Here is a 15,001-nt window from a genome sequence, read left to right on the forward strand (position 1 = left end):
TCTGCCAGTCAGGGCGCACCAAGTGTGCTGATCAAGCCCTATGCAAAAGACTTTTCAAGTCGAGTGCAATTACCCAACGAGATTTCTTCCTATAGCATCATTACGAGTTAGCCCAGTCATCGGCTGCGGAAGACTTTATTTTAGCGACAGAGGGATGCCCTTCCTCCAAAGGTTGATGACAGTGTTTGCACAGGATGGCTTGCAACTGCACTTTCTCCGCGCAATGCGGACAAGTCTTCAAGGTTCGCTCGTCTTGTCGAGACTCGCGTGACATCACTGCGGAGCAAAGCAGGGCCAGGGGCCCGAAAATGCATCCGAGAATGAACCAACCAAACCCGCTACGTCCCTTCCCAATAGCTATGACCGCACACACAACACCTATGATCAGCCAACAGAAAACCAGAAATCCCATGCTTGTTCTTCCTTTAAATTTTGTGCCTCAGTGGCATTGCAGCACGTGACAGGCTGCGTGACTTTTCAACGTTTCATGGATGGCATTTTGCCGCCTTTACTCGCCAGATTCCATAGCTAACATCGTCATGCCGAATAGATCTGGCTAATACCTTATCTTGAATGTCGGCGAATCCTCCGGCCTTAGCTGCCGGCGATCATAGATCCGGGTTGTGCTGATATTGGCATGCCCCAGCCATGCCTGGACCTTAGCAATATCGGCTTCGTGCTCCAGCGCATTGGTCGCAGCCGTGGCACGCAGGCCATGCACTCCCAACCCAGCGACATTGATACCTGCCGCCTTAGCATAGCTTCCGACCATTGCGTAGATTCCGTTGGCGGTTATGCCTGTGCCAGTAGAACGTCCGCGTAGCGGCACAAACAGCGGTGCCTGAGTGTCGTCCTGGTGATGCCCGGAACGCTCCAGGTAAGCGTAAATACGATCGGCTGCGGTCGGGTGCAACGGCAAATAGCGCAGCTTGCCGCCTTTACCATGGATCTGCAGATGCTTGATACCCCTGCGCTCCTGGATATCGCTGACTCTCAACTGCGCGGCTTCCTCGCGGCGTAGGCCGTGATACAGCAGCACGGCCAGTAGTGCTCGATCACGGAGCCCCTTCAACGTGGTCACATCTGGTGAGTCGAGCAGCGCCTTGGCCTGGTGATCGCCCAGTGCCGGAGTTTTCCCTTCATTGGTTTCAATCCTGGGCCTTTTCACACCGTGCACCGGGTTGCCGCCGGCAACCGCATTACTCTCTAACAGATGATCGAACAGGCTGGCCAGCGCCGCGAGTTTACGCCGGATCGTGGCGCCGGCTAGGCCGCGCCCTTCGAGCTGGGTACGCCACGCGAGCACATGGGCCCGCGTCACGGCTCGAAACTCCTCCGCTGCAGACATTCCGACAAAGCTGCAGAAGTCCTCTAGGTCGCCCTGATAAGCACGCCGAGTGCGCGGGTTGTCGATATTGGCGAACCATTCGACCGCCGCCGGAACCTCAGCCAGGATCTGAAATTCAGCGGCGGTCAGGCGGCTCCAACTCCTCACGGCTGGCAGCATGTTATGGCGTCCCATGATATTTACGATGCTTGGCTCGACAATCACCGATGAGGTTGCTGAGCAGAGAAGACCGTGAAGTGTTCGAACCCATATTTTTTTTGTTAAACCCAGGCAAAGGCCCGGTGTTTCCGATTAGCGCTTCGAGCTCTAAAGAAACCAGCACAAGGGTGGGAAACGAAGCTTGCACGTAGGATGCAAACTTTGTGGAATCGGCCTCTATCTCTTTGAGCGACTTTTCCACTTCCATCATCGATTGCTCAGTCCAGCCTGAGGGAGACTCGGGGTCCGGCTGGTACCCAGGGAAAGGCTTTGACTTGTAATGTACGAGCTGATTTCGCGCTTTTATCAAGGTGCTCAGGTTGTTTAGTGCCGGGCCAGTCTTAACAAGCCCTCGGCCACAGACCAACTGGGGGATCACACTCCACTTGGAATTGAGATCAAGCTTATCCAGATCATCCGTTGCCGTCGCATCTCCCAGATTGATCGCTGCCAACTCAAAGATCCCAGCCTCCAACGCCATTGCTGTGAAGACAATGCTGTTGATACCAAGCTTGGTCATCAGCTCATCCTGTTCAACTCTTTCCACGGAGTAACCATCGCAAGGCTCTGGTATACGGTTCTTCATTTCGCGCAGATAGGCGCCGTAAGCCTCCTCTGCCATCTCTGCAAACACACGTGTCAGGGTGCCGGCGCGAGCCCAGGTTTTCTGCACATGAAAGGTTTTTTCAAAGACTGCGGTGAAATCGTCCATCCGAAAGCGAATCCATTAAGTGGTGATAACGTATTTTATCACCACTTTCCATACACTAATCGTGTGATCCACTTAGCATCATCAATGATGCCGAGATCCGCGTTCTCAAGGTAAATTCCATTCCATGGCCATGGACGCAATCACCACTGCAAATTCAATACTGGAAAACCGGCCCACAACGGCAATATGATCCGCCAGCATTAAGGGACGTGGATCAATAAGAAGGGACCAGACGTGGTGGGGATGCTGCAGGTGGCCCTCAAGCTTTCACCGGTCACAGCTCTACACTGATTCCTGTGACCCCCACTGTTTCGGAAACCGGCCAACGGCCGTAAGACTATGCCAGGTGCGCAAGAACTCTCGCCGTGAGCGCACGGGTATCAAGCGCACCGTGGCCCCACCCAATCGTACGAATAGTGTCACCCGCGATGCAACCCACGACAGCCTCCCGAATGACGTGCTGGCTTATTTGGATCAAGGGCGGCATTCACAGGGTCGGCTCCTTATCGAACCAGCGGCAGTAGGTACGCAAGACCACTAAAGATGGGTCTGGTGAGCAACCTATGGGGTGTGCCGACAAAAAAGGCCCCCACATCTGGCTTGACTGTAGGGACCTTTTGGACATAAGCGGTGTTATTTGTAACGTCGATTATTTTTTCATTTTAACGCGCGACGGTGCAAGCAAGCCAAGCGGCGCCGCTGCGGGCTCAATCTCCGAGTCAGGCAACCCCAGCACATACACCGGCCCTATTTCTTCCTTGCCATTGTAAATGCGAGTACCACTGACCACTGCGACGATCATCCAGCCATCAGCCAAATACCTATTTACATCATCCTCGACAAAGGCTTCGTAGATCTGTGTGATTTTACCGTTCGACATCACGACTTCCTTGGACTGCGATGGCCGTGCCCCCATGGCGCGGCCGGGGTTCAGAACTAATTCGGCACAAAAAAGGGCTGACCCTATCAAGGCCAACCCCTTAGCTTGCTTGACACGCCGCAGAAACCTACGCGGCTTCTTTACGATTTACACGAATTTCAATTTGCAGGTCGGCACTGGCCAACAGATTGACGAGAGCATCGAGAGAATATTTATCAATTTTCCCTTTCAGCAAATCATTCAGCCGTGGCTGAGTGATATGCAGCCTCCGGGCTGCTTCAGTTTGCGATACATCCCAGGACTTTACTACTCGGGTGATCGCCCGCATCAATTTGGAACGAATGCGTAGGTTTTCGGCTTCTTCTGGCGTGTCAACCAACGCATCCCAGACACTGGTAGCGCGTTCGTTTGCCATAGGTTTTCCCTCACTAGGATTAGGTACTACTTTGAGTGTTTGTCTTGCATTATGTTTCATTAATTATGATTGAGTAGGGTCACAATTAGCAGCCTACCCCTTCACCTAAACGGTGAAGAGGTGCCTGCCACGCTCCGCCCTGCGATTATCCCAGCGAATTGAATCTGTCCTTGTATCTTTGCTCGGCCAGATCAATATCGCGCTTTTCCGTCTTTTGAGTGGTTTTTCGGAACGCATGCAATACGTAGATCGCATCCGGCCGATTCGCCACATAAAACACGCGAAAAGCCCCATCCTCGCATTTAATCCGAATCTCTTGGACACCCGGACCAACTGATTTCATCGGTTTCCAGTCGTCAGGCTCATCGCCTTCTTGCAGACCTTCCAACTGGTAGCCTGCTTGCTGCATTGCTGATTTTGGGAAGTTCCGAAGATCTTCCAAACTACTACCTAGCCAAACAATTTCCTTCGGTTCTGCTCGTTTCATGGAACCTCCACGGTCGCCTTTGATGAGTTGGGACGTATCTACTAGACATGGTGCTGCTCCTCAGATGTGGTATGTACTGGGTGCGCCGCTTCCGAAAATATGGATTCACGCGACTGGTTCACTCCAGCACGAACACTCTATATCGAGTTCGATATAGAGTCAACAGTGGGCTCACATTGGATGTGACTATTTCTGGAGGGGATTTTTTGCGGACAGATATCGGAAGTGGATGATGCTCAAAGCGCGGAGCTCTTCCCCGGTACGCACCAAGTTAGGTCACCAGTCCCATACCCACCTGCGTCGATAATCGTCTTATTCTCTGCGCTCTTCGATCGACTTTATCGCGTGCAAGGCAGCAATAGCGGATTGCGAATCGTCCATTAACAGCCGGAGTCCTGTTAGGTCACCTACAGAGCCGTACCTACCTATGACACTGATGGCAAAGTTCAGTGTCTCGGAGTGATTCGTAAAGAATGCTCCATCGAAGTAGCCAGGCTGGATGCTAGGACTCTGGAGCGCCGCACGACATATCTCTAGTGCTTGATCGGGGAATGCACGAACCAATTCAACCGAGCGCCCCCCGCAAACGGAAATAGACCTGGAGATGGTGTAGAGAACCCCTACTGCTACGTCAGGGCTTGACTGAAGTACTTCGAGTGCTGATGCCGCCTGATTTTCCTCAAGCACAGAGCTAGCGTCCCGCCGCTGAAGCCAATGGTAAAGAACGCCACATGCGAGAAGCACATCCTCACGAGGCTCCCCTCCGAATCGAAGTGCTTCGACGGGTAGGTCATTCTTAAGGGCGCCAAGCGCCACGAAAGCAGCGACGAACGTTTCAATAGCTTGTTGAGGTAGCTTCGACTGCTGCGATGGTAGCTGAGTCCAGCGCATGATGTAGGGGATAGCAAGGCGATCTCCCTGCCGTGCAAGCTCATCAATAAGGGAGCTAAGAAAGAAATCGTCACCTTCAGCTCCTTCACATGCGAGACGCAGCAATGATAGCTGTTCTTGGGATGGCAATTCCTCAAGTACCTGTATGTAGGCGCTGCTGAAGGGATGGTCGAATTGAGCGTTGTAGAACCCCCACGCTGCGCCGGGAGCCTCTGCGGACTCCGAAGACAGAATTTCGCATACTTGTAGACGAACACTCTCTACGTGCTGATCTTCCTCTTCTTGCAAAGCGTCCAGCCCGCTGAGTGCCTCAATGGCTGTTTGGACTAACCATGGATGCAGATCAGGCAGGAGATCTTGGAGTGCATCGACGTAACCTTTCCGGATAGGGTCCGGGACTTCACGAAGGGCATGAGCGTAATCGAGAAGATCGAGGCGGACATGATAGGGAAGAAATTTCCAACGCTCTTGTTGGAGATGCGGCAATACGTACTGGGCGAAGCTATTCCGAATCTCATATGCTTGGCGTGATAGCGCTAGAGCGAAGTAAAGTTGCCCAGGTAACTCGACCTCGCGCCATGCAAGTTCCAGTGGTGAAGCCAAAGCTGAAGTGCCAGCTCTGCGTAAAGAGAGAAAGCCGCTATGGAGGGCCGAGGCTACGCGGGTGAGGCCTACTCTCTCTGAGCCGAACAGGTACGTGACCGCGAACAGGCCACTGCGAATGTTGACCTGCTTCTCCACTGCTTCCGGATGCAGCCTCCGGAATTCGGCGGCGAGAGTGGCATCCATACTCTTCACCGCGCCGAGTACCTCCTTGATCCAGCGTCCTTCTGCCATCCCCGCCGTGAGTACTGAAAGAAGTGAAAAGTCTCGATCTGACCAAGCTGTGAGGCTGCTAGGGTCGACCGCCACATTCCACCAACGGTCCGCAGTGACCTCAAACCTCAGCCGCGTTGCCTCCTCGGTGAGTCGCGCCGGGAGAGCAGTTATCGCATCTGTGATGAGAAAACGCGCCGCATTGCCACATTCACCAATTAAACATGCTTCCAATAATTTACTGTCAGATACCCTACTGAGGATTGTCGCTAGCAGCGTCTCGTCTTCGATAGCACCAATGATAAATGGACGTAGGGCACCGTATTTCGGTACTGCAAGGGCGGCTAGGATCGCGCAATCGTCGTGGCCTATCTTGCGGACTAGAGCCTCGGTTGCAAAGACATTGAGGTACATCTCGTGGCAAAGGCTCACACGATCACCCCGCAAGTTTAGGACGCCTGAGCCTTGAGCCTGCCGCAGCGTCGAGGCCGGTAGGACGAGCTCAGCTAGGAGCCGATCCACCTCCCTGATCGACAAGCTGAATGTCATACGGTCCAACAGTCGCCCGGCTATTGCGGAAAGCAGGCGTATGCCATCGGTGGCGGAGTCACCTAGCTTACATCGCACGAAATAGTCAAAAAGCGCGAACCTGCTCGAAGATTGCGAAATCTCACGCCCAATTTGGCCAACGAGGTCCGCCTCGATACCAGTGGTGGCCGCCTCAAGGAGGGGAATTAGGGATGCATCTGAGGACAGGTTGATATTCGCAATTTTCGCCTTCAGCTCATTCCCAGGCCGTCCGACGCTAACATGCCGAAGCTGCAGCAGGTCGGGCCGCTCAATATCAATCTGTGATGTGATTACAATCAGCGCGTCGTATCTGACCGACGCAGCGCGAAGAGCCCTTGTGAGTTGAACCCTGCTAGCTTCCTGACACTCGTTGTAGCCATCGACAAAAACTGCAATCGATCGGGACATATGCCGAGCAGCAGCAATCAGGGCCGCAGCGGATCGTAGGTCAAGTAGTGCGGCTTCGCGATCTAGCGATCTAACCAACTGGCCGTCGAAGGACTTGCAATCAATTAAGACAGGGATAATACCTCTAGCAACAACGCGGTTGGCAAGGCAGAGGGAAAGCAATGTCTTTCCACAACCTGAAGGACCGCGAATCAGTAGGTCCGAGCGATCGCGCAAGAGCGCGACCTCGATGTCACCGAACTCGTAAGCCTGTCCCTCATGATCGTAGATGTCCGACACGTATCGTGCGGCTATCGGCCCATAGGTGGCCTCAAATGCGCTCGTATAACGATGCAGGGATTGTTCCGCGTCGAGCAGACGCGTGTCGAACGCGCTCTCTATATTGGTTATCCGCTGAAGGCCGTGCACTTCAGCAAAATGATGCCAACGGTCAGTACTCCACCGGAGCGTGGAGCACTGGCCGATCAGTGCTGAGAGCTCGTCAAGATTACTGAGGCTAACTTTGGGGTCGCTTGTAGGAAGATCAGAGCCGGTAGGCAGTAGGGGGGTGAATATCACGCAAGCATTGGGGTATCCAGACAACGAGGCATCGCTTGATCGCATGACATCACGTAATAGGTTCTTAGCCTGAAGAACCTGAAGATAAGCGTTTCGATAGGGCTTCCACCGCCCTGTCCGCGTCAATGCAGCCCAGTCACCGTTATAATTTCCACGCAGTGGGTATGAAGCCCCTTTCGCCTCGATGACTAAGGTGAGCTGATCGGTACCTATAAGGAAGTCGAGTTGACGACCACCTATATGCAGGTTTGCAAACACCGTTGCAGGAACGGCACGCTCCTCCAGTATTGCTAGGAGAGTCCGAAGCACTACTCGTTCAGATTCTTCCTCTATGGGGGCGCCGATGTAGAGGGCGATAGTGCTTAAAAGCATGCGTGCCTCTGGTCAATATTTGTTTCGGCCCCAGAGCTGCGAAAATTGGTTAGCGTTAATATTTCAACAAACATCGCCATACAACGGGGCCTCCCTACATATAGCATCCAAAATCGACTAGGACCTTTCAGCACACCATCGGCACTCATGGCCAAACGATACTATGCGTACTCCTCCTTGTCCCTAATCCTTCGAGGCTCAATGTCGGCCTTGGTTGTGGCTTCAACCGGTCGCGATAGGCTGAAATCGGCCAAAAGTGGTTGCTCACTATCTGAGGAAACCGCGGCGACTCAGTGTGCCCGCCTCTACCCCGCGGCCTCCCGCCAACATTCCAACAGGCTCTTCAAGCGTGCTCCGGGCTGCAATATTTAAAAAGCGTCCGCCTGTCACAGATCGGGTGGCAAGGATTGCCCTCGCCTCCTTGATGACCTGTTCCATAATCTGCCACTTGTTCGTTCTGACCTTCCGACGCCCTTTCATTTCGACCTCATCCGCCCGAATCACCAAAGTAATCATTTCTCGCTACGAGCCCTAGATCCTCCGATAAATCAGCGCCGTCGTCCGCACTGAATACATTCTGAATTCGCCGCTCTTGACGAAGATATGCCAGTGCTTGAAAAAAGCAGCCCTCACAGAGATGTACTTCGTAACGCTCACCGTCGTGGGAAGAGCCGAAGCCCCATTTCGCCTGAAGAGAGCCAAACTGGAACCCACCCATATCTACGCGAGTGGATGCGTCGCACACATCGCATCTGACATCAATGACTGTCTCGACTTCGACTCGTCCGATAGTTTTCATTGCCGACACCTCAATTCGCCCCATGCCCAGCTTTCATAGTCACGACGACATCGCCAAAAAGCGCCAGATACCGACGTGACTAAATAAAATCTAGCCTAGGGCGGGTCCTACGATTTTGTCACGAACGGCCATTGAGTCAGCCTATCTCGAGCTTCATCAAGAGTCTGCGAGTCGCATCGCGGTTGATGACGCCGCGCTCCATGCCTCACAGCGTATAGAAATACTAACGCGCATCCTTTGAACCTGGTTTATTGCTGCAATTGAGCCGTTTTTTGTGCAAAAAAACGTAGTTTTAGCTAGGCCATTTATTAGTGGTGCGGTTGAGGTGTGCTAAAGGGAAAAAGCCGGACCCTTGGGGGAAGTGAGCGGTGGTTGGTGGGCATCACGGCGTGGATGAGTGCTTTTTTGGACAGCTGTCCTAGGGTGCGCAATGGGGTACTGGATGGGTGTCTTCGGGGCATTCAAGGGAATCCATAAGGCATTAGCGGTGCTTTGGTGGTGCTAAGCGGGAATTAGAAGGGGCCTCGTCACCCCCGCTTTGGTCCAAAACAGCGAAAAAGCGCTTTAAGCGCTAAGGTCCGCACAAAAAAAGGCTCCATTGCCCTTCGGGTCCGTCGTTTGATACAGGCCCCTAGTTTAATCAGCAGAGGAACCAGCACCTGGGAACCAGGCTTAGGCATCCGCAGCAGCGGAGGAGTCCTATAAGTACATTGGCGGTACAGTCCCCAGTCGTAACCACTTTTACAAAACTGGCAAAAACTCAGCGTTAACAGAAGGTTAGCCCTGTTGTACCTTTGCCTACCCTCGCCTAGACTTACATGGCCTCGGAGTGTCATTCGGTGACTCATAATCCTTTGGTCCACGGTTCAAGTCCGTGTGGGCCCACCAAACAAGAAAGCCGCGCATTGCGCGGCTTTTGCGTATCTGGAAGATTGTAATATGGCTCCCCTCACCGCCCATACTGGAGCCACCCTTGGCCGTCCTCGATGAAATCGATCGTCAATTGATCGCCGCCCTGCAGATCAACGCACGCGAAAGCGTGGCCATGCTTGCCCGGCAGTTAGGCATCGCGCGCACTACGGTGACGTCGCGCCTTGCGCGCCTGCAAAAAACCCAGGTGATCACCGGCTATGGTGTGCGCCTGGGCCAACGCATGGCAGATGGCGGCTTGCAGGCCTATGTGGGGATCACCGTGCAACCGCGTTCGGGCAAAGAAGTGCTGCGCAGGCTGAGCGCCATGGCTCAGGTTCAACAACTGTGCGCGGTCAGCGGCGAGTTCGATTACGTGGCCTGGTTGCGCACCGACTCGCCGGAACAGCTCGATCAACTGCTGGACCAGATTGGCAGCGTCGATGGCGTGGAGAAAACCACCACATCGATCATCCTCAGTAACAAATTGGACCGCGGACAACCAATCTGACCACTAAATTCGTCACTATGACTAAAAACAATTCATTCCGACGACACTTTGCGTCTTATTAACGAACGCAACGCTCCCTAAACTGGCTGCCATCTTTTCCTATACTCAGCGGGTCACTTCCCGCCGAGTCGTCAGCAAGGGCCCGCCATGAGCATTCCGTCCAGCACCATCAGCAAGACCAATCGCCACCCAGCAGACGGTAAAAAACCCATCACCATCTTTGGCCCGGATTTCCCGTTCGCCTTCGATGACTGGATCGAACATCCGGCTGGACTCGGCAGTATCCCCGCCGCCAACCATGGCGCTGAAGTGGCCATCGTCGGCGCCGGTATCGCCGGGCTGGTCGCCGCCTACGAATTGATGAAGCTGGGCCTCAAACCTGTGGTGTATGAAGCATCGAAGATGGGCGGCCGTTTGCGTTCCCAGGCCTTCGAAGGCGCCGAAGGCATCATCGCCGAGTTGGGCGGGATGCGTTTTCCGGTGTCATCTACCGCGTTCTATCACTACGTCGACAAGCTGGGCCTGGAAACCAAACCCTTCCCCAACCCGCTGACGCCAGCCTCCGGCAGTACGGTGATTGATCTGGAAGGCCAGACCCACTACGCACAAAAGCTGTCCGATCTGCCTGCGCTGTTCCAGGAAGTGGCTGACGCCTGGGCCGACGCCCTGGAGGCCGGCTCGCAGTTCGGCGATATCCAGCAAGCCATCCGCGACCGTGATGTACCGCGCCTCAAAGCGCTGTGGAACAAGCTGGTGCCCTTGTGGGACGACCGCACCTTCTACGACTTCGTGGCGACCTCCAAGGCTTTCGCAAAGTTATCGTTCCACCACCGCGAGGTGTTTGGCCAGGTAGGTTTCGGCACCGGCGGCTGGGACTCGGATTTCCCCAACTCGATGCTGGAAATCTTCCGCGTGGTCATGACCAACTGCGACGATCACCAACATCTCATCGTCGGCGGCGTTGCCCAGGTGCCGATGGGCATCTGGCGTCATGTGCCGGAGCGTTGCGCCCATTGGCCGGCCGGTACCAGCCTCAGTTCCTTGCACCGCGGCGCACCACGGGCCGGGGTAAAGCGTATTGCCCATGCAGCCGATGGCCGCTTTGCCGTGACCGACAACTACGGCGATACCCGCGAATACGCGGCCGTGCTCACCACCTGCCAAAGCTGGCTGCTGACCACCCAGATCGAGTGCGATGAAACTCTGTTCTCGCAAAAGATGTGGATGGCCCTGGACCGTACGCGCTACATGCAATCGTCAAAGACCTTCGTGATGGTCGACCGCCCGTTTTGGAAAGACAAAGACCCGGAGACCGGCCGCGACCTGATGAGCATGACCCTCACCGATCGCCTCACTCGCGGCACTTACCTTTTCGACAACGGCGACGACAAACCAGGGGTGATCTGCCTGTCGTACTCGTGGATGAGCGACGCGCTGAAAATGCTCCCGCAGCCCATCGACAAGCGGGTGAAACTGGCGCTGGACGCCTTGAACAAGATCTACCCGAAAGTCGACATCAAGGCGCGCATCATCGGCGACCCGATTACCGTGTCCTGGGAGGCCGACCCGCATTTCCTCGGTGCCTTCAAAGGCGCGTTGCCGGGTCACTACCGCTACAACCAGCGCATGTATGCGCACTTCATGCAGAAGGACATGCCCGCCGAACAGCGTGGGATATTTATCGCCGGTGACGACGTTTCCTGGACCCCAGCGTGGGTGGAGGGTGCGGTACAAACCTCGCTGAACGCGGTATGGGGCGTCATGACCCACTTTGGCGGCAGCACTCACCCCGAGAACCCGGGGCCGGGTGATGTGTTCGATGAGATCGGGCCGATTGCCCTGGCTGACTAAGGAGTTGAACATGCGCGTCGCCCTGTACCAATGCCCACCGCTGCCGTTGGATGTCGCAGGTAATCTCAAGCGTCTGCACCAACTGGCGCATGAAGCGTCGGACGCCGATGTACTGGTGCTGCCGGAGATGTTCCTCACCGGTTACAACATCGGTGCTGAAGCCGTGGGTGCCTTGGCCGAAGCGCAGGATGGGGAGTCTGCGCAAGCCATTGCCGAAATCGCACAAAACGCCGGGCGGGCCATTCTGTACGGCTACCCGGAGCGGGCCGATGATGGGCAGATCTACAACGCCGTGCAGTTGATCGACGCCCACGGCCAGCGCCGGTGCAACTACCGTAAGACCCATCTGTTCGGCGATCTGGACCACTCGATGTTCAGTGCCGGCGACGATGATTTCCCGATGGTGGAACTCAACGGATGGAAGCTGGGGTTCCTGATCTGCTATGACCTCGAGTTCCCGGAGAACACTCGACGCCTGGCCCTGGCCGGTGCCGAGCTGATCCTGGTGCCCACCGCCAATATGGTGCCGTTCGACTTTGTCGCCGACGTCACCGTGCGGGCACGGGCCTTCGAGAACCAGTGCTACGTGGCCTACGCCAATTACTGCGGGCACGAAGGCGAGATTCAGTACTGCGGGCAAAGCAGCATTGCCGCACCGGATGGCCGGCGAATCGCCCAGGCGGGCCTGGATGAAGCCTTGATCGTCGGGACAGTGGATCGGCAATCGATCCTCGACGCCCGCGCCGCCAACCATTACCTGCAAGACCGGCGTCCCGAGCTTTACGGCCCGCTGCACAAGCCCTGATTGAACGGGTTTGTTAGCATAGGCACTTGCCCCGTTCTGGAAGTGCCCATGCCCGCCCCGGCCCACCTTTATCCCGTTCATCTGACCCTGGCCAATGGCCTGCGGGTTTCCCTGCGCCATGCACCGCGCTTAAAGCGTTGCGCCGCGGCGCTGCGGGTGGCTGCCGGTAGCCACGACGTGCCGTTGGCCTGGCCGGGGCTGGCACATTTTCTTGAGCATTTGTTGTTTCTGGGAACCGAGCGCTTTCCTGCAGGCGAAGGGCTGATGGCCTACGTGCAGTGTCACGGTGGACAGGTCAACGCCAGCACTCGCGAACGCACCACAGACTTCTTCTTCGAACTACCGGTGTCGACCTTTGCCAATGGATTGGAGCGACTGGCTGACATGCTGGCGCGTCCGCGCCTGGATCTGGAAGATCAACTGCGCGAGCGCGAAGTGCTGCACGCCGAGTACGTCGCCTGGTCCCAGGATGCCAAGGCACAGCAGCAGGTGGCGCTGCTCGAAGGTTTGGCAGCGGATCATCCGCTACGCGGCTTTCACGCGGGCAACCGTGACAGCCTGCCGGTGGAGCACGAGGAATTTCAAAAAGCACTCAGGGAATTCCACGGACATTTCTATCAAAGCGGGCAGATGAACTTGAGCCTCGCCGGCCCACAGACGCTGGATGAGCTGGAAGCCCTGGCGCAACGCTTCAGCGCGCAACTGATCACTGGCCCCCTGCATCCGCAGGCCTCACCACCGGCCTTGATGCAAGGCCAGGCTCGGCGTTATCAACACATCGACAGCGGCCATCTGCACCACGTCATCACCTGTGACGCGCCCCGTGAAGCCCTGGATTTCCTCTGCACCTGGCTCAATACCTCCGCGCCGGGCGGGCTGCTCGCCGAGTTGAAAAACCGCCACTTGACCAGCGCACTGCAGGCGTCAGTGCTGTATCACTTCGCCGGACAAGCCGTGCTGGACATCGACTTTACGCTCGATAGCGAAGACGAACCGACCACACACATTGAGGCGCTGCTGTACGACTGGCTGAGCTTTTTCGCACACAGCGATTGGACGCCACTGCGCGAAGAGTTCGCCCTGCTGAACGCTCGCCAACAACAGACCCAGGGCGCCCTGGCATTGGCCCGCAACGATAGCGAAGACCTCAGTGAACAGGGCGTCGCTGCGCTCAAGGCCCTGCTTGACTCACTGCATTTGCCGCCCGCCGAACACCGTTGGCAGTTGCCCCCGAACAACCCGTTCCTGCGCCCACCGGTCAAAGAAGAACGCGCCGGCCTGATTCGCGGCCAAACCAGCGCTCACCGAGGCTTGCGCACGTTTGCCCAAGATCGTTCACGGGGGCGAAGGGACGTATCGGCGCTGACCTTCAGCCAGGCCTTGGCGGATGACAGCGATGAGGGCGCGCTGTACCTGCAGTGGCGCTTCGACGCGCCAGCGCCTGCGGGGCTGGAAAACACCTTGCAGCCATTGCGTGAGAACGCGCGCCAGGCGGGCGTCGAATTATCTTTCGAAACCACCGGCCATGATTGGCTGGTGAAGATGACCGGGCTGCACGACCCCATGCCGGCCGTCCTGGAGGCGTTGGCGCAGAGCCTGCATCTGCCGCAAGATGCCGCCCCGCCAGCAACACCCATGATCGCAATCCGAGAACTGCTCAAGGCGCTCCCCACGTGCTGCGCCACCGGCACTGCCGACTCCAGCGAACAACCCGCATCCTGGGCCACTGCACGCTGGCACGGCCTGGGGCTGAATATGCCCGCCGCGTGTGAAACGTTGATAAAGGCCGCCGCCGCTCGTCTGCCTGGGCAACCTGCACACCTCGAACCGGCTCTTCAACACCTCGGCGGTCAACGTGTGTGGCATACGGTTAAAACTGACTCAACCGAAGCCGCCGTGCTGCTGTTTTGCCCGATACCCAGCCAATCCCTGGCCGATGAAGCCTCATGGCGACTGCTTGGGCACCTGCTCCAAGGGCCGTTCTACCAACGCCTGAGGGTCGAGTTGCAGTTGGGCTACGCCGTATTCAGCGGTGTCCGACAGATCAACGGGCAAACCGGCCTGCTGTTGGGTGTGCAGTCACCCAGCGTTTCGTTGGAAGGTATCGTCGATCACGTGCACACCTTCCTGGAACACCTACCGTTGTTGATCGACGGCAGCGATGACTTGGGCAATCACACCTTGGCACAGCAGTTCTGCGCCGAAACGCTACCGATCACCCAAAGTGCCGAACTGCTTTGGCACGCGTGCCTGGCGGGCCATCCGTCGGATTATCTGTGCCAGCTTCAAGCGTTGATCCAGACCCGAACGCAGGAGGACCTGCAACGAGCAGCCCAACAGCTAAAGGACGCGACTGGCGGCTGGCGCTGCATCGCCAACGGCCCACGTGTCGACGAGACCTGGCAACCCGCGAGCTGATCATTGCCAACCCTGCAACAGGCTTTTTCCACCAAGACAGCGCTAACTTGCAA

Annotated in this window: 11 protein-coding genes; 4 read left to right on the forward strand and 7 right to left on the reverse strand. The window is 56.3% G+C overall.

The window, feature by feature from the left end; genetic code table 11:
- Nucleotides 1–556: 556 nt before the first annotated feature.
- From HDC32_RS17850 to HDC32_RS17880, 7 genes are all read right to left on the reverse strand, one after another.
- Nucleotides 557–1,507 carry a tyrosine-type recombinase/integrase gene (locus tag HDC32_RS17850; RefSeq protein WP_184745000.1) on the reverse strand — a complete coding sequence of 317 codons (951 nt, stop codon included), beginning with the start codon at nt 1,505–1,507 and terminating at the stop codon, nt 557–559.
- 1 nt (nt 1,508) lies between these two features.
- A complete protein-coding gene (locus HDC32_RS17855; RefSeq protein ID WP_184745002.1) occupies nt 1,509–2,258 on the reverse strand; it encodes a hypothetical protein in 750 nt (249 codons plus the stop codon).
- Between the two features lie 649 nt (nt 2,259–2,907).
- A complete protein-coding gene (locus HDC32_RS17860; protein WP_184745004.1) occupies nt 2,908–3,138 on the reverse strand; it encodes a hypothetical protein in 231 nt (76 codons plus the stop codon).
- Between the two features lie 127 nt (nt 3,139–3,265).
- Complete coding sequence (locus tag HDC32_RS17865) at nt 3,266–3,553, reverse strand: helix-turn-helix domain-containing protein (protein WP_184745006.1); 288 nt, start codon at nt 3,551–3,553, stop codon at nt 3,266–3,268.
- Between the two features lie 145 nt (nt 3,554–3,698).
- Complete coding sequence (locus tag HDC32_RS17870; RefSeq protein ID WP_184745008.1) at nt 3,699–4,040, reverse strand: type II toxin-antitoxin system RelE/ParE family toxin; 342 nt, start codon at nt 4,038–4,040, stop codon at nt 3,699–3,701.
- A 312-nt stretch (nt 4,041–4,352) separates the two neighbouring features.
- Entirely contained in the window at nt 4,353–7,655 is a 3,303-nt protein-coding gene (locus tag HDC32_RS17875) for an NERD domain-containing protein (protein ID WP_184745010.1), read from the reverse strand.
- A 487-nt stretch (nt 7,656–8,142) separates the two neighbouring features.
- Nucleotides 8,143–8,454 (reverse strand): hypothetical protein, encoded by a 312-nt coding sequence (locus HDC32_RS17880; protein WP_184745012.1) that lies wholly within the window; start codon nt 8,452–8,454, stop codon nt 8,143–8,145.
- Nucleotides 8,455–9,427: 973 nt separating this feature from the next.
- Here HDC32_RS17880 and HDC32_RS17885 point away from each other — a divergent pair.
- The 4 genes from HDC32_RS17885 to pqqF all read left to right on the forward strand — a co-directional run bounded on the left by HDC32_RS17885 (nt 9,428) and on the right by pqqF (nt 14,948).
- Complete coding sequence (locus HDC32_RS17885; RefSeq protein WP_184745014.1) at nt 9,428–9,874, forward strand: Lrp/AsnC family transcriptional regulator; 447 nt, start codon at nt 9,428–9,430, stop codon at nt 9,872–9,874.
- A 168-nt stretch (nt 9,875–10,042) separates the two neighbouring features.
- Nucleotides 10,043–11,725: an NAD(P)/FAD-dependent oxidoreductase gene (locus tag HDC32_RS17890; protein ID WP_145336948.1), complete on the forward strand. Its 1,683-nt coding sequence runs from the start codon at nt 10,043–10,045 to the stop codon at nt 11,723–11,725.
- 10 nt (nt 11,726–11,735) lie between these two features.
- Nucleotides 11,736–12,530, forward strand: a complete 795-nt coding sequence (locus tag HDC32_RS17895; protein WP_131699114.1) for a carbon-nitrogen hydrolase family protein — start codon at nt 11,736–11,738, stop codon at nt 12,528–12,530.
- A 48-nt stretch (nt 12,531–12,578) separates the two neighbouring features.
- Nucleotides 12,579–14,948, forward strand: a complete 2,370-nt coding sequence (gene pqqF, locus HDC32_RS17900) for a pyrroloquinoline quinone biosynthesis protein PqqF (protein ID WP_184745016.1) — start codon at nt 12,579–12,581, stop codon at nt 14,946–14,948.
- Nucleotides 14,949–15,001: the final 53 nt, after the last annotated feature.

Origin of the sequence: Pseudomonas sp. JAI120 (assembly GCF_014207255.1) — a bacterium.
Taxonomy (GTDB): domain Bacteria; phylum Pseudomonadota; class Gammaproteobacteria; order Pseudomonadales; family Pseudomonadaceae; genus Aquipseudomonas.